Annotated in this window: 23 protein-coding genes; 9 read left to right on the forward strand and 14 right to left on the reverse strand. The window is 63.7% G+C overall.

Going from position 1 to position 20,302, the window contains the following annotated elements:
• The first annotated feature begins 165 nt into the window (after positions 1 to 165).
• From FJW05_RS27125 to FJW05_RS27135, 3 genes are all read left to right on the forward strand, one after another.
• The gene (locus tag FJW05_RS27125; RefSeq protein WP_140637131.1) at positions 166 to 468 is read left to right on the forward strand and encodes an accessory factor UbiK family protein; all 303 of its coding nucleotides are present in this window, start codon (positions 166 to 168) and stop codon (positions 466 to 468) included.
• A gap of 313 nt (positions 469 to 781) precedes the next feature.
• Positions 782 to 1,282 (forward strand): YbjN domain-containing protein, encoded by a 501-nt coding sequence (locus tag FJW05_RS27130; protein WP_112098904.1) that lies wholly within the window; start codon positions 782 to 784, stop codon positions 1,280 to 1,282.
• Between the two features lie 18 nt (positions 1,283 to 1,300).
• Positions 1,301 to 1,660: a tRNA-binding protein gene (locus tag FJW05_RS27135; RefSeq protein ID WP_140637133.1), complete on the forward strand. Its 360-nt coding sequence runs from the start codon at positions 1,301 to 1,303 to the stop codon at positions 1,658 to 1,660.
• Here FJW05_RS27135 and FJW05_RS27140 read toward each other — a convergent pair.
• From FJW05_RS27140 to FJW05_RS27155, 4 genes are all read right to left on the reverse strand, one after another.
• Entirely contained in the window at positions 1,652 to 2,716 is a 1,065-nt protein-coding gene (locus FJW05_RS27140) for a glycosyltransferase family 1 protein (RefSeq protein ID WP_246673645.1), read from the reverse strand. The two genes, FJW05_RS27135 and FJW05_RS27140, sit on opposite strands and share 9 nt — an antisense overlap.
• A gap of 243 nt (positions 2,717 to 2,959) precedes the next feature.
• Complete coding sequence (locus FJW05_RS27145) at positions 2,960 to 4,375, reverse strand: ATP-binding protein (RefSeq protein ID WP_140543229.1); 1,416 nt, start codon at positions 4,373 to 4,375, stop codon at positions 2,960 to 2,962.
• A 51-nt stretch (positions 4,376 to 4,426) separates the two neighbouring features.
• A complete protein-coding gene (locus tag FJW05_RS27150) occupies positions 4,427 to 5,146 on the reverse strand; it encodes a response regulator transcription factor (RefSeq protein WP_040989639.1) in 720 nt (239 codons plus the stop codon).
• Positions 5,133 to 5,660 (reverse strand): MarR family transcriptional regulator, encoded by a 528-nt coding sequence (locus FJW05_RS27155; protein ID WP_140647554.1) that lies wholly within the window; start codon positions 5,658 to 5,660, stop codon positions 5,133 to 5,135. Before FJW05_RS27155 ends, FJW05_RS27150 begins: the two co-directional genes overlap by 14 nt.
• A 259-nt stretch (positions 5,661 to 5,919) precedes the next feature.
• On the opposite strand from FJW05_RS27155, the gene FJW05_RS27160 reads away from it, so the two are divergent.
• The 3 genes from FJW05_RS27160 (at position 5,920) to FJW05_RS27170 (ending at position 8,116) form a co-directional block, all read left to right on the forward strand.
• On the forward strand, positions 5,920 to 6,813 hold the full coding sequence (locus tag FJW05_RS27160; protein WP_140637135.1) for a branched-chain amino acid aminotransferase: 894 nt from the start codon (positions 5,920 to 5,922) through the stop codon (positions 6,811 to 6,813).
• Positions 6,814 to 6,959: 146 nt separating this feature from the next.
• Positions 6,960 to 7,268 carry a hypothetical protein gene (locus FJW05_RS27165; RefSeq protein WP_140543225.1) on the forward strand — a complete coding sequence of 103 codons (309 nt, stop codon included), beginning with the start codon at positions 6,960 to 6,962 and terminating at the stop codon, positions 7,266 to 7,268.
• Positions 7,269 to 7,474: 206 nt separating this feature from the next.
• A complete protein-coding gene (locus FJW05_RS27170) occupies positions 7,475 to 8,116 on the forward strand; it encodes an MBL fold metallo-hydrolase (RefSeq protein WP_140637137.1) in 642 nt (213 codons plus the stop codon).
• Between the two features lie 71 nt (positions 8,117 to 8,187).
• Here FJW05_RS27170 and FJW05_RS27175 read toward each other — a convergent pair whose 3' ends face one another.
• The 3 genes from FJW05_RS27175 to FJW05_RS27185 form a co-directional block, all read right to left on the reverse strand.
• On the reverse strand, positions 8,188 to 8,601 hold the full coding sequence (locus tag FJW05_RS27175) for a BA14K family protein (RefSeq protein WP_140637139.1): 414 nt from the start codon (positions 8,599 to 8,601) through the stop codon (positions 8,188 to 8,190).
• A 267-nt stretch (positions 8,602 to 8,868) separates the two neighbouring features.
• Positions 8,869 to 9,081, reverse strand: a complete 213-nt coding sequence (locus FJW05_RS27180; RefSeq protein ID WP_008877668.1) for a cold-shock protein — start codon at positions 9,079 to 9,081, stop codon at positions 8,869 to 8,871.
• Positions 9,082 to 9,321: 240 nt separating this feature from the next.
• Positions 9,322 to 9,534 carry a cold-shock protein gene (locus tag FJW05_RS27185; protein WP_006202520.1) on the reverse strand — a complete coding sequence of 71 codons (213 nt, stop codon included), beginning with the start codon at positions 9,532 to 9,534 and terminating at the stop codon, positions 9,322 to 9,324.
• Positions 9,535 to 9,975: 441 nt separating this feature from the next.
• Here FJW05_RS27185 and FJW05_RS27190 point away from each other — a divergent pair, with 441 nt between their 5' ends.
• Positions 9,976 to 10,383, forward strand: coding sequence for a Kazal-type serine protease inhibitor domain-containing protein (locus FJW05_RS27190; RefSeq protein WP_140637141.1), 408 nt, complete (start codon positions 9,976 to 9,978; stop codon positions 10,381 to 10,383).
• Between the two features lie 192 nt (positions 10,384 to 10,575).
• Entirely contained in the window at positions 10,576 to 12,210 is a 1,635-nt protein-coding gene (locus FJW05_RS27195) for a tetratricopeptide repeat-containing sulfotransferase family protein (RefSeq protein ID WP_140637143.1), read from the forward strand.
• A 292-nt stretch (positions 12,211 to 12,502) separates the two neighbouring features.
• Here FJW05_RS27195 and FJW05_RS27200 read toward each other — a convergent pair whose 3' ends face one another.
• The 7 genes from FJW05_RS27200 to FJW05_RS27230 all read right to left on the reverse strand — a co-directional run bounded on the left by FJW05_RS27200 (position 12,503) and on the right by FJW05_RS27230 (position 19,801).
• Positions 12,503 to 12,856, reverse strand: a complete 354-nt coding sequence (locus tag FJW05_RS27200) for a DUF1428 family protein (protein WP_140637145.1) — start codon at positions 12,854 to 12,856, stop codon at positions 12,503 to 12,505.
• A 184-nt stretch (positions 12,857 to 13,040) separates the two neighbouring features.
• A complete protein-coding gene (locus FJW05_RS27205) occupies positions 13,041 to 13,457 on the reverse strand; it encodes a glyoxalase/bleomycin resistance/extradiol dioxygenase family protein (RefSeq protein ID WP_140637147.1) in 417 nt (138 codons plus the stop codon).
• A gap of 157 nt (positions 13,458 to 13,614) precedes the next feature.
• The gene (locus FJW05_RS27210) at positions 13,615 to 13,794 is read right to left on the reverse strand and encodes a hypothetical protein (RefSeq protein WP_140637148.1); all 180 of its coding nucleotides are present in this window, start codon (positions 13,792 to 13,794) and stop codon (positions 13,615 to 13,617) included.
• A gap of 92 nt (positions 13,795 to 13,886) precedes the next feature.
• The gene (locus FJW05_RS27215; protein WP_140637150.1) at positions 13,887 to 14,276 is read right to left on the reverse strand and encodes a nuclear transport factor 2 family protein; all 390 of its coding nucleotides are present in this window, start codon (positions 14,274 to 14,276) and stop codon (positions 13,887 to 13,889) included.
• 121 nt (positions 14,277 to 14,397) lie between these two features.
• Positions 14,398 to 15,924: an ABC-F family ATP-binding cassette domain-containing protein gene (locus FJW05_RS27220; RefSeq protein ID WP_140637152.1), complete on the reverse strand. Its 1,527-nt coding sequence runs from the start codon at positions 15,922 to 15,924 to the stop codon at positions 14,398 to 14,400.
• Between the two features lie 433 nt (positions 15,925 to 16,357).
• Positions 16,358 to 19,480, reverse strand: a complete 3,123-nt coding sequence (gene uvrB, locus FJW05_RS27225; protein WP_140637154.1) for an excinuclease ABC subunit UvrB — start codon at positions 19,478 to 19,480, stop codon at positions 16,358 to 16,360.
• Between the two features lie 99 nt (positions 19,481 to 19,579).
• Positions 19,580 to 19,801 (reverse strand): hypothetical protein, encoded by a 222-nt coding sequence (locus tag FJW05_RS27230; protein ID WP_140637156.1) that lies wholly within the window; start codon positions 19,799 to 19,801, stop codon positions 19,580 to 19,582.
• Between FJW05_RS27230 and FJW05_RS27580 the strand changes: the two genes are divergently transcribed.
• The gene (locus FJW05_RS27580; RefSeq protein WP_181165094.1) at positions 19,796 to 19,954 is read left to right on the forward strand and encodes a hypothetical protein; all 159 of its coding nucleotides are present in this window, start codon (positions 19,796 to 19,798) and stop codon (positions 19,952 to 19,954) included. The two genes, FJW05_RS27230 and FJW05_RS27580, sit on opposite strands and share 6 nt — an antisense overlap.
• Positions 19,955 to 20,302 lie beyond the last annotated feature (348 nt).

The raw sequence follows: 20,302 nt of genomic DNA on the forward strand, positions 1-20,302 counted from the left end.
GTCACCGAGATCTGCACTGATTGCCATGATGACATGCTCCTAGGGGCTCTTATCGACATAATAATAGTTATTGAGCGCTGCGCCAATATGAACCGCTCGTCATCAGGCACGCTTGCATTCCGCGCCGCGCCCCACTACGTCAAAACGACAAAGCGAGGATCTGCCATGTCGACCGGACCGAACCGCATTCTCGACGAATTCGCAAAGATCATGACCGATGCTGCGGGTGCCGCGCAGGGCGTGCGGCGCGAAGTGGAGACGGCGTTCCGGGCGCAGGCCGAGCGCATGCTGAATTCCATGGATGTGGTTCAGCGCGAAGAGTTCGAGGCCATGCGCGAGATGGCGGTCAAGGCGCGGGAAGACAACATCCAGCTGGTGACGCGCGTCGAGGCGCTCGAGGCCAAGCTCGCCGAACTGACCGGACAGGCCGCACCAACGGGTGCCGCGAAGCCCCGCGCAAAAAAATAATCGTTAAACTTTTCCACATAGCGCGATCCGAAAAATCGCTTTGCCGTGAATCGCTTACCGGCATTGCATGAATCTTCATGACAGCCACCTTTCCACATGCGGATGACGCAGTGCGAAAAATTGGGCTGTTCACGCGACTCCCGATCAATAGACTGAATTTGTTGCATGATTCGAAGCAGGGTCATGCGCCGGGCGGTGGGGTCCGGTTGGGTCTTTGTGTTGGAAAGTCCTGACCGTCCGAGTTCTAGACAAGATTGTTCGTCGTGTGTGCCCCGCGGAGCGTGTGGCGCTCCCCTGAACACAGGAAGCATTCATGGAACTCCTCGAACTCGAATTCTCCCGCGAAATCCACCCGGTGGATGTCATCGAGCAGGTGGCCCACAACAACGACTGGTCCTTCGAGCGCGCCGGCGACGATGAGATTTCGATTTCGGTGGCCGGCAGCTGGACCGACTATCACGTCTCCTTTTCCTGGATGGAGGATTTCGAGGCGCTGCATCTGGCCTGCGCCTTCGACATCAAGGTGCCGGAGACGCGTACGCTGGAAGTGATGCGGCTGCTTTCGCTGATCAACGAGCAGATGCTGTTCGGGCATTTCGATCTGTGGGAACAGGAAGGCGCGATCATGTTCCGGCAGTCGCTGCTGCTTGCCGGCGGGGTCGAGCCTTCGAGCCAACAGGTCGAGGTGCTGCTGTCCTCGGCGCTGGAGGCCTGCGAATGCTATTTCCAGGCCTTCCAGTTCGTCGTCTGGTCGGGTACATCGGCCAAGGACGCGCTGTCCAGCGTGCTCTTCGAGACCCATGGAAACGCCTGAGCGAAGCCGACATCGCCGATGAGTTCCAGTAGCGAGCGAAAGCCCGAGATCAGCTTTGCCGATTTCGACCGTGTCGACATCCGTGCCGGTACGATCGTCGAGGCCGAGCCATTTCCGGAGGCGCGCAAGCCTGCGATCAAGCTGAAGATCGATTTCGGCCCGGCGATCGGGGTGAAGAAGTCGTCGGCGCAGATCACCAAGTATTATGCGCCGGAAAAGCTGATTGGCCGCCAGGTCTTCGCGGTGGTTAATTTCCCGCCGCGCCAGATCGGCCCGTTCATGTCGGAAGTGCTGACGCTGGGCTTTCCCGACGAAGAGGGTGCGGTCGTGCTCGGCGCCATCGAGCGCAAGGTGCCGGACGGCGGGCGCCTATTCTAGGGCGAGCCTGGGGCGAACTGGAGCCGCTCTGTCCTGATCGGCGGGCTTGCTTGGCATTCCCAGCGCTTCGTCGACGGCGTCGAGGAACATTTCGGCGCAGGCCTGCCAGCTGTAGCGCATCGCGCGCTGGCGCGCTTCGGCGCGATCGACTTCAAGCGCCTTCATCGCCGCCTCGCCCAGGTCGGTCGATACGGCTCCGCCGACGCCGTCGCCAACAATGTCGATCGGTCCGGTCACCGGATAGGCGGCAACGGGCGTTCCGCTGGCCAGCGCCTCGATGATGACGTTACCGAAGGTGTCGGTGCGGCTCGGAAAGACGAAGACATCGGCCGACGCGTAGATCTCTGCCAGCTCGTCGTTCGGGCGGTGGCCGAGGAAATACGCGTTGGGATAGCGCGCCTTGAGCTTTGCCAGTTCCGGTCCTTCGCCGACGATAACCTTGCTGCCCGGCAGGTCGAGATCGAGAAAGGCGGTCAGGTTCTTTTCGATCGCGACGCGGCCGACGCATAGGAAAACCGGACGGGGGAATCCGGTTTCCTTGCGCTTGTTGGGCCGGAAATGGTCGGTGTCGACGCCGCGCGTCCAGGGCCTCAGCCTGTTGAAGCCGCGCGCGGCGAGATCGTCCGCCAGCGACTGCGTGGCGACGAGCGTGCCCTGTCCGGAATTGTGGAAGTCGCGCAGCCAATTGTAAGCCCAGCTCTCAGGCACCGGCAGGCGGGCGCTGAGATATTCGGGAAAGCGGGTGTGGTAGCTGGTGGTGAAGGGGCGGCCAACCTTCCGGCAATGGCGGCGCGCCATGATGCCGAGCGGACCCTCGGTGACAATGTGGATGTGGTCGGCCTTGGCGGCCTCGATCATGCGCGCGACGCGGCCAGGCGTGGTCAGCGCCAAGCGGATGTCGGGATAGGTCGGCATCGGCAAGGTGCGAAACAGGTTCGGCGTCAGGAAATCGAGCTCGACGTCGAAGGGTTTCAGCGCCTCGGTGAGGCGTTCCAGCGTGTGCACCACGCCGTTGACCTGGGGCCGCCATGCGTCGGTGACCATCAGGATACGCATAGCGATCCCGATACGCATGGCGATCCCGACACGGATGACGGGCCTTCGCCGCAATAAATCCTGAGCGCGCCGGCGCGGTGCCGGAACGGCAACCAGGCAGCCGCTCGCGCCTCGCTCCAGCGCACCCGGGCAGGGGCCGGATCGAAGCGATGCGGCAGGGCCGAATCAACAGAGGTCGCGCGCTTCATGCGCGCTCTTGACCATGATTTCATGACGGGCGGATGAAGCCTGTCTCGGCTGGACTTACGCAGGCACCTTGATCACTGCGCGCAGGCCGCCGAGCGGGCTGTCCTCGAGGCTGACGTCGCCGCCGTGGCTGCGGGCGATGTCGCGGGCGATCGACAAGCCAAGGCCGGTGCCGCTGGCATCAAGATTGCGGGCCTCGTCGAGCCGCAGGAAAGGCTTGAACACCTCTTCGCGCTTGTCGGGCGCGATGCCTGGCCCGTCGTCGTCGATGGTGACGGTGAGCGAGCCGCGGCCATGATTGGCGTGGACCTCGACGGTCTTGGCATAGCGGAAAGCATTGCCGATGACGTTCGACAGCAAACGGGCAAAGGCGTTCGGCCGCACATGCACGGTCGGATCCCCGGCCAGCGTCGTCGCGAGCTTGCAGCCGCGCAATTGCGCTTCCTCGCCGAGCTTCTGGAAATAGGTCTCAAGGTCGAAGCGGCCGGTATCCTCCGCGGACTCGCCGCGGGCAAAAGAGAGATAGCCTTCCAGCATCGACTGCATGTCGTCGATGTCCTGGTTCAGCGCGGCCTTGGTCTCGGACTTGCCGCCGGCCAGCGCCAGCTGCAGCTTGAAGCGGGTGAGGATGGTCCTGAGGTCGTGGCTGACGCCGGTCAGCATCGCGGTGCGCTGCTCGATCTGGCGCTCGATGCGCTCACGCATCTGGATGAAGGCAAAGCCGGCGCGACGGACTTCCTCGGCGCCGCGCGGGCGGAAATCGCGCGGCATCGGCCGACCCTTGCCGAAACTCTCGGCGGCCTCGGCGAGCGTCAGGATCGGCCTGATCTGATTGCGAAGGAACGGGATGGCGATCATCAACAGCACCAACGAGGTGCCGACCATCCAGATCAGGAAGATATGGGTGTTCGAGGCATAAGCCTGGCTGCGCCGCACGAAGACGCGCAGCACTTTGCCTTCAAGCTGGACGCGAACCTCGACGACGTTAGAGTTGCCGACCGTGTCGATCCAGAACGGGCGGTTGATCTGCTTCGTGATCTCCGACGACAAGGCCTCGTCGAGGATCGAGAAGAACGGTTTGGGGCCGGGCGGCGGCAGCGGGTCCGGCGGCAGCAGATCCACCTTCAACTGCATGCGGTCCTGGGCGATGCGGATGATGTTGGCGTAGTCGGCGTCGTGCGGATAGGTCTCCATCATGTCGATGACCGCCGCTATGTCCGAGATGGTCGCCTGCGACAGGCGCTGCGTGACCGTCTGCCAATGGCGCTCCATGAAGACGAAGGCGACCACCGACTGCAAAAGGATCATCGGCGCGATGACGATGATCAGCGAGCGGGCGTAAAGCCGCTTCGGCATGTAGAGCGCGACCAGGCGCCAGAACCGGTTCCAGGCACGCGGCATCGCCCTCAGCGTCCGCAGTGCGAGATCGCCGGGACCGCTTCCTTTCGGCTTGTCCAGTTGCGTGGTCGCCATTCGCCCTTCCGCTCGTCGATGGCCGTTCAGCAAAGGGCCTTCGACGGTAACCTATTCGACGCTGAGCCGATACCCAATACCGCGCACCGTCTGCAGCCACACCGGATTGGACGGGTCGCGCTCTATCTTGCGGCGCAGCCGGTTGATCTGCACGTCGATGGTGCGCTCGCCGACATCCGATTCATCGCCCACCAGCTCATGGCGCGGTATGGTCTCGCCCGCGCGCGCGGCGAAGATCGCAAGGATCTCCTGCTCGCGGTCGGTCAGCTTAAGCGCCTCGCCGCCGCGCTTCAATTCGCGCTTGGCGATCTGGAACGTGTAGGGCCCGAACACCAGTTGCTCCACCTTCGGCGTCGCCGCCGGGCCGCCACGGCGCAGGATGTTGTTGATGCGCAGGATCAGCTCGCGCGGATCGAACGGTTTCGGCAGGTAGTCATCGGCGCCGGCTTCGAGGCCGGTGATGCGGCTGTCGGTCTCGGACAGTGCCGTCAGCATCAGGATCGGCACGTTCTTCTCGGCCCGCAGCGCCTTGGTGAGGTCGACGCCGGTCTCGCCCGGCATCATCACATCGAGCACCAGAAGGTCGAAGTCGAGGCCGGCGAGTTTGCGCCTGGCCTCGCCGGAATTGCCGGCCACGGTGACGCGAAAACCGTTCTCGGACAGATACTGCTTGAGCAGGTTGCGGATACGCGTGTCGTCGTCGACGACCAGAAGATGCGGCGCGTCATCGTCGGGCGCTGCCGGATGATCGACCTTCTCAATGGTCTCCATGGTTCTTCCCCGATGTTTGCGCAGGCACAATGTCGATCTGCGCTCTTAGTTCCGGATTGACCATCGCTTCCAGGAAACGCTCGATCGTGGCGCGTTCGGTGGTTCCGGAATCCTCCAATGCCGCACGGATGCGGCGCGACTGTGGCCGCGCCAGCGCCAGGGCCAGGGCGCGACCCTTGGCGGTCGGGTAAAGCTCGCGCTGCCGGCGGTCGCGCGGACCCTGCACCTGGACGATGTGATCGGTGTCGATCAACTGCTTCAAAACCCGCGCCAGGCTCTGCTTGGTGATCTTCAGCACATCGAGCAGCTCGGCGACGGTGAGGCCCGGCCTGCGGTTGACGAAGTGCAGCACGCGATGATGGGCGCGGCCGAATCCGTAATCGGCGAGGATCTGGTCCGGGTCGGAGGTGAAATCGCGATAGGCGAAGAAAAACAGTTCGATGATGGCGAAGTCGATGCCGTCCTCATCGGCGATGGCCGTCCTGATCGGTTTACCGGCTGCGGGGCTCGTCATCGTTTCTCCATGCGAGGCGGGAATTATGTCAGTACTATTGACGTAATTTCCGGGCAATGATAATTTTTGACAAGCTTTTCGGCGGATTGCGAACAAAAAGGCAAGAGGAAGCCATTTTTCCGGAACTTCCTGAGTTTGCCACGGATTGAATATCCGCCTACGCTTTCAAGCATTGGCCAGCGTTTCGGATCCTGTGGCGGGGCCGGTTCGAAGGTCATAAACACAACGATTTGCGGGCGCCTGCCCGCGGGAGGTTTCCATGGCATCCGTTCCCTTCGATCAATTGGAAGGCTTCATCTGGATGAACGGCGAGTTCGTCAAATGGACCGACGCCAAGATCCATGTGCTGACCCATGGCCTGCACTATGCCAGCGCCGTCTTCGAGGGCGAGCGCGCCTATGGCGGCCAGATCTTCAAGCTGACCGAGCACAATGAGCGCCTGCATGAATCGGCGCGCCTGCTCGGCTTCAAGATTCCCTATCCGGTCGCCGAGATCGACGAGGCTTGCCGCACGCTGCTGAAGAAGCAGGGTTTCCAGGACGCCTATGTGCGTCCGATCGCCTGGCGCGGCAGCGAGCAGATGGGCGTTTCGGCGCAGAACAACCGCATCAACGTCGCCATCGCCATCTGGCAGTGGCCGAGCTATTTCGATCCCGCACAGAAGCTCAAGGGCATTCGGCTCGACGTCGCCGAATGGCGCCGGCCCGATCCGCGCACCGCGCCGTCCAAGTCGAAGGCCGCCGGCCTCTACATGATCTGCACGCTGTCCAAGCACGCCGCCGAGGCCAAGGGCTACGCCGATGCCATGATGCTCGATTGGCGCGGCCAGGTGGCGGAAGCCACGGGCGCCAACATCTTCTTCGTCAAGGACGGCAAGATCCATACGCCGACGCCCGACTGCTTCCTCGACGGCATAACCCGCCGCACGGTGATCGGCCTGGCGAAGGACCGCGGTTTCGAGGTGATCGAGCGCGTCATCATGCCGGAGGAACTCGAAGGTTTCGAGCAGTGCTTCCTCACCGGCACCGCCGCCGAGGTCACGCCGGTTTCCGAGATCGGTCCATACCGATTCGAGGTCGGCGAGATCGCCAAGACATTGATGAATGACTATTCCGCCGCGGTGCAGCCAAAGCACGCAATCGCTGCAGAATAGCGATAGTCACAGCTTTTTTGTGCAATAGGGGCGGTTTTCGAGCCGCCCCTTTTATTTAAGCGTGCGCGCATTTGACTTTCGAACAATTCGGCGTCTCATGATGGCGTCGGCCCGAGGAGGCTGGCGGCTATGGAGGGACTAGTTACATGGACAGCAACACGATTATTCAGATCGTTGTACAGGTAATTGCCGGCGTTATCGGTGGCCAGGCGGTTGGCGCGGCGTTCAAGCAGGCGGCGATGGGCCAACTTACCAAAATCCTCGGCGGTGCGATCGGCGGCGTCGGCGGCGCGGCCATTCTCGGCAGTCTGCTCGGCGGCGGCGGCGTTGACGCGGCAGCGGCGGCGGGCGGCATCGGCAGCGCGCTCGACCTGAAGAACCTCCTCGGCGGCGTTGGCGGTGGCGCGATCCTGACCGGCATCATCGGCGCGGTCATGAATGCAATGAAGAAATAGGTCCGGTTCTCTCGGACTTTGCCATGGGCGGCCTCGGCCGCCCATTCCTTTTTTGACCAAGCCGGCGGCCTCGGCCGCCCATTCCTTTGGAAACATGGCCAGCGGCCTCGGCCGCGCATTTCCTCCCGAAGTTCGGACAATGGTGGACGAGGTTCGCCGGGCTGTCTACATCAGGGCGACACTTCGAAGGAAGGGAAAGGAAAGCCATGGGTCAGCTCAATGCCGGTATCGTGCCGGTCACGCCCTTCCAGCAGAACTGCACCATTCTCTTCGACATGGACGACAGGTCGGGCGTCGTGGTCGATCCCGGCGGCGATATCGACAACATACTTTCAGCGCTGAAGGACAATGCCATCACCGTCGGCGCAATCTGGATTACGCATGGCCATATCGACCATGCCGGCGGCGCCATGGACCTGAAGGACGCGCTGGGCATCGACATTATCGGCCCACATGAGGCCGACAAGCCGTTGCTTGCCAATCTCGAGAACCAGGCCAAACGTTTCGGCCTCACCGATCCGGTGCGCAATTGCGTGCCGGACCGCTTTCTCACCGAAGGCGAAACGGTGTCGTTCGGCAACCATGTGTTCGAAGTGCTGCATTGCCCGGGGCATGCGCCGGGCCATGTCGTCTACTACAACCGGGCGGCCAAATTCGCGCATGTCGGCGACGTGCTGTTCCGCGGCTCGATCGGTCGCACTGACCTGCCCGGCGGCGACCACGCCGCGCTGATCGCCTCGATCAAGGACAAGCTTCTACCGCTTGGCGACGACATAGGTTTCATCTGCGGCCACGGCCCGGGCAGCCGCTTTGGCGACGAGCGGCGGACCAATCCGTTTCTGACCTGACCTTCAAAAAGAAAAGCGCCGCTGAGGGCGGCGCTTTTCTTGGGCAGGGAACCCAGGCGATGTTCGACCGGTCAGTTGGCGACGCAGAAATGCTGAGCGCCGTCACTGCCGGTGAAAGTGCCGGTCCGCGAATTGAAGCTGCGGTAGCGGTCCGAGCAGTACTCGTACCAGCCGCGGGTCCACGGTTCGGCGTAGCGGTCGGCGTAGACGACACGCGGCTGCTGAACGTAGTAGCGGCGCACCGGCCGGTCGACATAATAGTCGTCACCATAGGCCGGTTCGTAATAGCGCGGCCCGGGGTTGCTGAGCGCGCTGCCGATCAAGGCGCCTGCCGCGAGGCCGACAACGCCGGCGGCGAGGGCGTCACCGCCATGATGACGATGATGGTGCCAGCGCCAGTCGTCGGCATTGGCCGCCGAGAAGGTGGCCAAAGTGGTCGCGGCAATGCCAGCACTGAGGATGGCGGTCTTGAGAAAACGGTTCATTTTCGGTCTCCTTCGCGTCGGCCCGCGCATTTTTTCGGGGATACGGACCGGCTTTAGCAAAGGTTAATAGAAGACCGTGGCTGAACGGAGGCTGAACGGAAATCGGCGTAAACGATTTTTCGTGGCCTGGGGATTTTTCGAGCCTCGGCGGTTTTCGAGGCTTGGCGATTTTCGAAGCCGGCGACCTTTCCGGACCTGGGCACAACCCGTTCCGGGGCGGGAGCGGTCCCGCCTGAAAAGCTTCCGTCGGATCCGTCGCGAGCCGGCTTAGCCGACCGACAGATTGACGGCCTTCGGACCCTTGCCGCGCTTGTCCGGCTCGGTGTCGAATGTCACTTTCTGCCCATCCTCAAGACCGGGAAGGCCCGACGCCTGCACAGCCGAGATGTGGACGAAGACATCCTTCGCGCCATCATCGGGCGTGATGAAGCCGAAGCCCTTGGCATGGTTGAAGAATTTGACGGTGCCGGTCTGCGGCATGGGAAACTCCTTTGATCCCATCAAGTCAAGTCTCGGGCCGGCAAACTGCCCGAGAGGAAATTTGTCCTTTATTTTAGCGCTATCGGCAAGAGAAAGTTTTCGCCTGCCGATCCAAGCATTTGCGCGCAAAAAAGGCGCGACCGTTTCGGTCGCGCCTTCGCAATTTCAGGCCTACTCTGAAGCCGGTTCATGATCCTGCCGCACCATTTGCATCCGCAAAGGACAGGCTGTTCCGGCGGATCAGGCGGCGCGCAGGTTGACCGCCTTCGGGCCCTTGCCCATACGGTCCGGCTCGACGTCGAAGGTGACCTTCTGGCCGTCGACCAGCGTGCGCAGGCCAGAGGCCTCAATCGCGGAAATGTGGACGAACACGTCCTTGGCGCCACCATCCGGCGTGATAAAGCCGAAGCCTTTGGTGGCATTGAAGAACTTTACAGTACCGGTCTGGGCCATTGGGGAAAACTCCTTCACCCGTGTCAGTCTTGTGGTTTGCCCGCTGCCTCGCGCCTTGGGCAAATCCCGGTGGTTGCTTCGGCGGTCATGCATTCGCGCATGGTCAAACCCCCCGCCGAAAAACGGGGTTGTCAGAGATTCACACTTATCGGGGAAAGGTCGTCCAAAACGTTCCGCTCTCCGGGTCGCAAATGCCCGAACATGATTTTTATTACACGGAAACGTGATGGTTGCAAGACGACGCTCGCGGGCGACCAGCGGCGCGTCCAACGCTGGGCCTCGATAGACCCGGCCCCATCACCGGTCATCGGCCAGAGGCGGGCCAAGCATGGGCCAAGGCGACGACCGGTTCCGCGGCTCCACAAACGACGGTTGCGTTTAGCGCGCAGGATGCGAGGATACCGCGAGCCGGCATCGCGCGCCGGGAGGAAGGAGGAGTATATGCGGTTAGTTGCGGTGTCGCGACAGGGCGTTGTCGTTTTCATGCTGTCGGCGCTGCTGGCGGCCTGCACCGTCGTCGTCGACGATGGCCCGCGACCGCCCAGGCCGCATCCGCAGCTATGCACCATGCAATACCAACCGGTCTGCGCCCGGCGCGACGGCGACCGGCAGACCTTCGCCAATGCCTGCCTGGCCGAAAGGGAAGGCTACCGCATCGTGCGGGACGGTCCTTGCCGCGACGGTGGCGGTAGTGGCGGTGGCGGTGGCGGTGGCGGTGGAGAACAAGCCTTCTGCACGCGCGAATACGCGCCGGTCTGCGCCAGACGCCATGGGCAAGTGCGGACCTTCCCGAACGCATGCGAGGCGCGCGCGGCGGACTATCGCATCGTCGGCGACGGACCGTGCTGAGAAGAGCGCGGCGTCCATTCGCGCAGATGGACACCGCGCCGCGCGCTGACGCTTTGTCTTGAATCTCTTGCCCGTATGGCTTAGGTCCGGCGGACCAACAAATACGGCAGGTTTCCCATTAGCAAAGATCACAGAAGAGCGGCAAACGCCGGCGGCAGGCCAGGTGGCTCGGCCAGCCCGCTCGATCCCTATGTGCAAAGGGCGCTGCAACTGCATCAGGCCGGCCGGCGCCAGGAGGCCGAGGGCCTCTACCGGCAGGTATTGGGGCAGCAGCCGAACCATGCCGCTGCGCTGCATTTCCTCGGGCTGCTGCTGCACCAGACCGGCAGGAGCGAGGAAGGGCTCGATCTCATCGAGCAGTCGGTGACCTTGCAGCCCGAAAATGCCGACTTCCTCAACAATATGGGCACGGTCATGCGCGATCTCGGGCGCGTCGCCGCCGCGATCGATTTCTTCCGCGGCGCGGTGGATATCCGGCCGGACCAGCTGGCCGCGCGCGACAATCTCGGCTCGTCGCTGAAGCAGCTCGGCCAGCTCGACGCGGCCGAGGAGATCTATCGCGGCACCATCGGCCGCAATCCGTTCCATGTCCGCGCGCGCATCGGTCTTGCCGAGACGATGCAGGAGGCCGGGCGGCTGGATGAGGCGATCAAGCTGTTTGGCGAGGCGCTGTCGATCCGGCCGAAGGACGCCGAGCTTCTCTACGGGCTTGGCGTCGCGATGATGGAGAAGGGCAAGCTCGGCGAGGCGGCCGAACTCGCCCGCCAGGCGCTGGCGATCGCCCCGAACATGTCGAAAGCCTGGCTGCTGCTCACGCAGGTCAAGCGCCAGACCGAGCGCGACAAGGAGCTTTCCGGCATGGAGGCCGAGCACGCCAAGGCGCCGCAAGGCAGCCTCGCGCGCATGCAGCTCTCCTTCGGCCTGGGCAAGGTCAATGACGACCTCAAGGATTACGGCCGCGCCTTCGACTATTTCGCCGAGGGCAATGCCATCCGCCGCAAGGTCATCGACTACGATCCCGCCCGCACGCGCGGCGAATTCGAGGCGATGAAGTCGGTCTTCGACACAGGCTTCTTCGAGAAGCGCAGGCCAAGCGGCATTTCCGACGACACGCCGATCTTCGTCGTCGGCATGCCGCGCTCCGGCACCACTCTGGTCGAGCAGATCATCGCCAGCCACCCGGCGGTCTTTGGCGCGGGCGAGTTGAACATCCTGAAGACGGCCGTCGGCAAGCAGTTTCCGATGAGCATGCCGGGCGGCTTCCCCGCCGGTATCGCCGACATGCCCGACAAGGCCTTCGCCGAAGCCGGCCAAGCCTATCTCGACATGCTGCATACCCGCTATCCGGGCTACCGCCATGTCACCGACAAGATGCCGGGCAACTTCCTTCTGGTTGGCTTCCTGCACATGATGCTGCCGAAGGCCAAGATTGTCCATTGCGCTCGCGACGCGGCGGCCACGTGCCTGTCGATCTTCAAGGTGCATTTCCGCGGCGACAGCCACCGCTACGGCTACGACCTCGGCGAGCTCGCCGATTTCCATAACCTCTACACCGACATCATGGCGCATTGGCACAAGGTGCTGCCGGGCGTCGTGCACGATGTGCGCTATGAGGATTTCGTCGCCGACCAGGACGGGCAGTCACGGAAGCTGATGGCGTATCTCGGCCTGCCCTGGGACGACAAGGTGCTGTCCTTCCACGAGACGGACCGGCCGGTGCGAACCGCATCGGCCGCGCAAGTGCGCCAGCCGATGTATCAGGGCTCGGTCGATCTGTGGAAGCGGTATGGGGAGCGGCTGAAGCCGCTGCTGGATCGGCTGAACTAGCACACGCGTCAGCGATTGGCCGAAGCGCCCGAACTTCGTCATCCACGGGCGGAGCGGGAGCGAAGCGGACGCGCAGACCCGAGGATCCATTCCGTGAGCTCGCGCGAAGGTTAAAGGCGGCGCAGAACAGAGGTCGTTCTGCATCGCTGCAACGCTCATAGGTAACGGAATGGATCCTCGGGTCTGCGCCGCGTCGCTTCGCTCCTTGCTCCGCCCGTGGATGACGACCTGACGAGCGCCTCGGCCAACCGCAAATGATTGCGATCAGCCGACACTGGCGTTCCGTCGCTCCTCAAAGCTGGATGAATGGCTGGAAGCCGCCGAAGATCATGCGCTTGCTGTCGAACGGCATGGCGGACCAGTCCATCTTGAGACGCTCATCGGCCATCACCTTGGCCATGACCGCGTCGCGACTCTGTCTGGACTCGTAGACGACCCAGGAGAAGATGACGACCTCGTCGTCCTTCGCTTGCACGGCGCGCGGGAACGAGGTCAGCTCGCCATAGGGCACGTCGTCGCCGACGCATTCGACATAGGCGAGCGCGCCGTGCTCCATCCAGACGGTGCCGGCGTTCTCGGCCATCTTCTTGTACGCATCGAGATTTGCCTTCGGCACGGCGAGCACGAAGCCATCGACATAGGACATGGCGGTTCTCCTCTTTGGTGGCGTTTTTTCCTTCTCCCCTTGTGGGAGAAGGTGGATCGGCGCGCAGCGCCGAGACGGACAAGGGGTGTTCCAGCTTGGCGCTAACTAGCCCTCACCCGGATTGCGATTTGCGAAGGGCAAATTGGGGCAATCCGACCTCTCCCACAGGGAGGGGTGGGCGGGCTCACTTCACCGGGGCATTCATCGCCCAGGCGACGCCGAAGGGGTCTTTCACCTGGCCCCAGCGGTCGCCCCAGAACATCACCTGCAGCGGGGTGACGACCTCGCAGCCGGCATCCACCGCGCGCTGCCACCAGGCATCGATGTCGTCGCTGCCGAGATGCAGCTGCAGCGTATAACCCTGCGCCGCCTGGTGCGGATGGCCGTGTTCGGGATAGGCATCGCCCAGCATCAGCGTCGAGCCGTTGACGTAGAGATGGATGTGCATGGTGCGGCCGTTGTCGTCGGGCGGATAGGCGAACACCTCTTCCGCGCCGAAAGCCTTCTTGTAGAACTCGGCGGCCTTGATGGCGCCATCGACCTGCAGGTAGGGGGTCAATCCGCCAAGGACCTTGGCGCGGGGCGGGGTCTGGTCGTTCATTCTCGTGTTCCTCTTCACGGGTTGATCCGGTTTTGCGACCCCAGGACGGATGAAGCGGCGGCGATCCTACATGGCCTGCAAATTATTTTTAGAGTAGCTGGTCCAGGCAGCTCGGGCGGCAAGCACGGCTGCAAAACAATCGCATCGAAAGCGCGACTTATATGACCTTCGAGAAGGTGGCGGCGCGGCGGCTTTCGCGCGTTTCGAAAATCTCCGGAAAGCCGATGTCCTTGCGCAGCTCGGCCGGCAGCGAAAGCAGGATGCGCTCGCTGCGATGACGGGCGCGCGCCTGGGCATAGTGGTTGGCAAGACGGCCGATGGATGACAGTACCGACATGATGTCTCTCCCTGGTTGATGCCGGCATCATCGTGTCGGCATCCCAAGGACGAGGCGGCAATCGGCGATCCGACAGATCGCCTCGATTTTTTTCAGAACACCGACGCGGCCAGCGCGGTGTCGTAATATTCCACCATCTCGATGATCTCGCCGTCGCGGACCGTCCAGAAATTGGCGGTGCGCATGATGAGCTCCTCGCCGGTGGCGCGGCGCGTCATGTGGATCTCGACCTGCGCGGCCACCTTGTCGCCGCCGTCGATGATCTCGACCGGGACAAAGTGCCGGTATTCGAAGTCGTCGTCGAGCGCCAGGAGCCTGGCGAGGAATTCCTGCTTGCCGTGCGCGGTGCCGGCGTGACGCGATTGCCGGGGATCGGCAATCCAGCGGAACACGACATCTTCGGCGCACCGAGACAAGGCGCCCTCGATGTCGCGGTCCGCATAGGCCTGATAGAGATTGCTGATGATTTCCACTGCACGCATGGCCCATTCCCTCCATGGCTAAGCAGTTCAGCATGCGCTTTTTTTAGCAGCTGGAAAAGTATCGCCGAGCCGGCAGCTATCCCTGTCGGGCCGGCAGTGCCGGCCCGACAGAGGTATCGTCTCAGTTCGGCATCTCGGCGACCGAGCGGAAGAACGCCTCAGGGTCGTCGACCTCGGTCAGCCGCCGCTTGTCGATCAGCCAGAAGCGATTGCCGACGGCACGGATGAAGGAGCGGTCATGCGAGGCAAGCAGGCAGCTCGCCTGATGCTTCAACAATTCGTCCTCCAATGCCTCCTGGCCGTCGATATCGAGATGGTTGGTCGGCTCGTCGAGCAGATAGAAATTGGGATGGATGAGCCTGAGCACCAGCATCATCAGCCTCGATCTCTGTCCGCCGGACAGAGCGCCGATCTTCCTCTCCTGCATCTCGATCGCGACGCCGGCGCCGGCGAGCAGGGAGCGGGCGCGCTGCTCGCCGATCTCGAAGCGGCGCGAGACCATCGCCAGCGGCGTGTCGCCGCCATCGATGCCCGACAGCGCCTGGTCGCTGTAACCGAGCACGGTCGACGGCGTCACCTTGATGTTCGCGACCGATCCCGGCTCGGCGACGGCGTCGCGGATCATCGCGATGAAGCGCGTCTTGCCGACGCCGTTGCGGCCAAGCAGCACGATGCGATCGCCTTGGCAGATGTGGCGCTTGCCGGTCCTGAACAGCAGCGTGCCGTCAGGGGTTTCGACCGCCGCGTCCTCCAGCGTGATCAGTACCTTGGCGTGGGTGCCGCGGTTGGCCAGCTTGATCGCGCCGGCCGAACGCTCGCGATGCGCTTGTACGGCGGCATCCTCCAGCTTCTCGGCCCGTTCCTTGAGCTGCCTGGTCTTCACCGTCAAAAGGTCGCTGCCGGAATTGATGCCGATATTGTTCAACTTGGCGGCCTGCTTGCGCAGCTGCTGGGCGATCTTCATGTCGCGCTCGAACTTGCGCGCCATCGAGGCATCGAGCTCGTCGAGCGCAAGCCTGGCGCGCGAATAGGGCAGCGCGAACACCGGCGAGTCTTCCGGGCGCAGGAACAGCGTACGGTTGGTGGCGGCGTCGAGAAAGGCGCGGTCGTGGCTGGCGATAATGACCGGCACGTCGCGCGGCAGCGCATTGAGCCATGTTTCCAGCTGGCTGATCCTGGCGAGGTCGAGATGATTGGTCGGCTCGTCGAGCAGAAGCACGTCGGGATCGGTGACCCAGACGCGGGCGATCAGCGCCAGACGCTGCCAGCCGCCGCTCAGCGCGCGCATAGGCCGGCCGCGCATGTCTTCCGGCACCTCGAGGGAATCCAGCACGACGTCGACGCGCCAGGACTCGCTGTCGCGCTGTTCGGACGGCAAGGCATCGGCGACGACGTCATGGAAGCTGCGGCCGAGGAATGCGTCAGGGATGGATTGCTCGACATGGCCAACGCGCAGGCCGCGCGACCGGGTGATGTCGCCGGCGGTGGCTTCGAATTCGCCGGCCAGGCATTTGAGAAGTGTGGATTTGCCACGGCCATTGGCCGCGACGATGCCGAGCCGGTCGCCGGAGCCGATGATGAGGTCGAGGTTGGAGAAGAGCGGCGCACTCATGGTGACGCCGAGGGATTTGAGGCTGATCAGGGCCATATCGATTTCTCTGGTCTGTCCGGAAAATCCGGCTCAATGCACTTTGACGGTGCGCCCACAGGCCATCAGGCCAGGTTCGGCGGCACCACGAAGGGCAGACCAAAAATCGAAGCGGGAAAACCCGGACCGTCCTGGTCAGCCCTGCAAGCAAGCTCGCAGGGCACAGACAGGGCCGCGCTGACGGTGGTGATAGCAGTTCACGCAGCCCTCCTTCCAGATGTTCGAGTTGGGAATTGGATACACCGGGGGAGGGGCGGAGGGCAAGGTGCGCCTTTCCCTTCTCCCCTTGTGGGAGAAGGTGGCCGAGCGAAGCTCGGTCGAATGAGGGGTGTTCCAGGGAACGCCAGCGTCTCACTCCGCTGGAACACCCCTCATCCGTCTCGGCGCTACGCGCCGATCCACCTTCTCCCACAAGGGGGAGAAGGAAAGGGCGCTACTGCCCCGGCCGTCCGGTCTTGCCCGGCCGGCGTTTCTGACGCCTCTCGTCGCCAGGGTCCTCGTAGGAGCCGATGCCGGCGCGCTGGCGGACGATCGGTTTGTCGTCGCGTTCCTTCGCGCCCGTCCTGCCGGACATCTCCCCCACCGGAGGAGACGTTGGCTGCGGCTTCGGCGGCTTCGTTCCCTCGACCGGCTTTTCGGTGCGGCGCACCGTCATCTCGTCGAGCGAGTTCTTCCTGAACAGCGGCTTGGTCGCCTCGCCCGGAATGCCGAAATCGGAACCGTGCGCTTCCTGCGCGCTCTGCTTCTTGAACAGCGAACGCGACACCGCGCCGGCCGGGGTCGTCATGTCGGTGCCGGGACCCATGTCGTCGATCGACGGCTTGGCGAAGAGCGGCTTCTTGACCGGCGCGGCGCCGTCGGCGCCCATCTCGTCCAGATGCGGCTTGCGGAACAGGTTGGGCCGGGCAGCCTTTGCCGCCTCCTCGGCGGCGCGTGCCTCGTCGAGCTTGCGGAAGCGCTCCTGTTCCTCGACCGTGCGATGCTTGGCCACGCCCTTGTTGTGCTTGCCCTTTTCGCGGCCTGATGCGGGACTTTGCCCTTCCACCTCGCGTGCCAGCGGGTCGTCGGAGATGGCAAGCTCCATCTCGCGCAGCCGCTTGATCTCGTCGCGGACGCGCGCCGCCTTCTCGAAGTCGAGATTGGCGGCGGCGTCGCGCATCTGCTTGTCCAGCGCCTCGAGATGGGTCTTCAGATTGTTGCCGATCATCGCCCCGGCATCGTCGGTGAACTGCGAGATGTCGGCGCGGACGTGGTCCTTCTCATAGACCGAGTCGAGGATATCGGCGATGCGCGACTTGACCGATTCCGGCGTGATGCCGTTGGCCGCGTTCCACTCCATCTGCTTCTCGCGGCGGCGGTTGGTCTCGGCCATCGCCCGTTTCATCGAGCCGGTGATCTGGTCGGCATAGAGGATGACCTTGCCGTCGACGTTGCGGGCGGCGCGGCCGATGGTCTGGATCAGCGAGGTTTCCGAACGCAGGAAACCTTCCTTGTCGGCATCGAGAATGGCGACGAAGCCGCATTCGGGAATGTCGAGGCCCTCGCGCAACAGGTTGATGCCGACCAGCACGTCGAAGGCGCCGAGGCGCAAATCGCGCAGGATCTCGATGCGCTCCAGCGTGTCGATGTCGGAATGCATGTAGCGGACGCGGATGCCGTTCTCGTGCAAATATTCGGTGAGGTCCTCGGCCATGCGCTTGGTCAGCACGGTGACCAGCGTGCGGTAGCCGGCCCGGGTCGTGTCGCGGATCTCCCCGACGACGTCGTCGACCTGGCTCTTGGCCGGACGCACCTCGACCGGCGGATCGATCAGGCCGGTCGGGCGGATGACCTGCTCGGCGAAGACGCCGCCGGACTGCTCCATTTCCCAACCGCCCGGCGTCGCCGAAACCGCCACCGACAGCGGGCGCATGGCGTCCCATTCCTCGAAACGAAGCGGCCTGTTGTCCATACAGGACGGCAGGCGGAAACCGTACTCCGCCAGCGTCGCCTTGCGGCGGAAGTCGCCGCGATACATGCCGCCGATCTGCGGCACGGTGACGTGGCTTTCGTCGATGAAGATCAGCGCGTTGTCGGGCACATACTCGAACAGGGTCGGCGGCGGATCGCCCGGCTGGCGTCCGGTGAGGTAACGCGAATAGTTCTCGATGCCGGCGCAGGAGCCGGTCGCCTCCAGCATCTCGAGATCGAAGCGCGTGCGCTGCTCCAGCCGCTGCGCTTCCAGCAGACGGCCAGCCTTTTCAAGCTCTTGCAGGCGATGCTTGAGCTCCTCCTTGATCGACTTGATGGCTTGATTCAAGGTCGGGCGCGGCGTCACATAGTGCGAGTTGGCGTAGATCTTGACGCTCTTCAGCTCGCCGGTCTTCTGGCCGGTCAGCGGATCGAACTCGGTGATCTGTTCGATCTCGTCGCCGAACATCGAGATGCGCCAGGCGCGGTCTTCCAGGTGGGCGGGGAAGATCTCGATGGTGTCGCCGCGCACGCGAAACGAGCCGCGCACGAAGTTGATGTCCTGGCGCTTGTATTGCTGGGCGACGAGGTCGGCGAGAAGCGAGCGCTGGTCGAGCCGGTCGCCGACCTGCATCTGGAAGGTCATCGCCGTATAGGTCTCGACCGAGCCGATACCGTAGATGCAGGACACGGAGGCGACGATGATGACGTCGTCGCGCTCGAGCAGCGAGCGCGTCGCCGAATGGCGCATGCGGTCGATCTGTTCGTTGATCGAGGATTCCTTCTCGATATAGGTGTCGGTGCGCGGGACGTAGGCCTCCGGCTGGTAATAGTCGTAATAGGAGACGAAATACTCGACCGCGTTCTCGGGGAAGAATTTCTTGAACTCGGCATAGAGCTGCGCGGCAAGCGTCTTGTTCGGCGCCAGGATCAAAGCAGGGCGCTGCGTCTCCTCGATCACCTTGGCCATGGTGAAGGTCTTGCCCGAGCCGGTGACGCCGAGCAGCACCTGGGTGCGGTCGTTCCGCTCGACGCCTTCGACGAGGTCCTTGATGGCTGTCGGCTGATCGCCGGCGGGCTCGAAATCCGAGACCATCTTGATGGCGATGCCGCCTTCCGACTTTTCCGGTCGGGCCGGACGGTGCGGCGTCCACAGCTGGCCGTCCTTGTGCAGCGGATTGCCGGATTCGATCAGCGCCGAGAGCGCCGCGACCGTTGCAGTGACGCCGCCGGACGAAACCGACTCGGCATCCTCGAGGCTGATGTCGAGGCCGGCCACCGGGTTGAGGCCGGCGGCCGCGCGCTCTTTCGCCGAGGCAGCGCCGCCCATCGAGGTGCCGCGCGCGGTGCGCCCGGGCGCCGACGAGCGCTCGGGGATCTTCTTCGGCGCTTTTGCCTTCGGCTGCTTTTCCGCCTCGCGCTCGATCTGCCCGGCCCAATCGGAGATCGAGCCGGTCAGCGGCGCGCCGGAAAAGTCGGCCTGCGGCGCTTCCGCGAAGCCGCCGGGCTCCAGCGGTTCGGCGGCATCGAGGAATTCGGTCAACGGGCTGCGCCGCTTCGACGCGCCATCTTGCGAAGGCGTCTTCTTGTCAGGATGTCTGGCCATGGCCCGAATATGGGAGGACTCGGCCGAAATGGAAAGAGCCGAGTGAAAGGGCTCCGGCCGCGCGTGGACGCTGCTGACAGAAGGCTGTCAGGAGAGGCGTCATGACCCGACGGACCGGGGAGCGTCCGCGATTGCGGCAAGCGCTGCGGCGGCGGCGGCGCGGCGGGCCTTCGGTCCGTCCACCGGCCAGACCAAGCGGCGCTTGATGGTCAATGCCGGAACCTCACGGGCAATCTCGACGAGCTGGCCGGAGCGGAAATGCTCCCTCAGCACCAGTTCGCTGGCAAGCAGCGCGCCTATGCCGGAGATCGCGGCATGCATGGGCGCACCGAATTCGATCCGACGCTGGCCGTTCGCCACCTCAGAAGCTGCAACCTCGACCGCGACGGCGTCCACAGCGCCTTCCGCACGCTAGCCCGGCGCTTCGCGCCTGAGGAGGCGGAAGCGGTGCTTTATCAGGGCGCAATTCTCTGACGATAGCCAGGGGAATGGCGTCGACCTCGAAGGTACGGTTCCTCGCCCCGCAAGAGGCGGGGAGAGGTGTCCGCGAAGCGGACGGAGAGGGGGTTTCGAAAGGCGGAAGCCCTTCTCTTCGAAGCGCTTTCGCCGCCCGGACCGGCGCCCCCTCTCCGTCTCGGCTTTACCGAGCCACCTCTCCCCCATTTCATCTAGGGGACGCACACATTTCCAAGCGGCTGGCCTTTGGCGATAGCGTGCATGGCAGCTTGGCGCATGCAATGGCTAATGCAGCGCTGGTCGACCCCCACTCCGTCTCGGCTTCGCCGAGCCACCTCTCCCCCGATCGACGGGGTAGAGGAAAGG

Source organism: Mesorhizobium sp. B2-9-1, assembly GCF_006439455.1.
Lineage (GTDB): Bacteria > Pseudomonadota > Alphaproteobacteria > Rhizobiales > Rhizobiaceae > Mesorhizobium.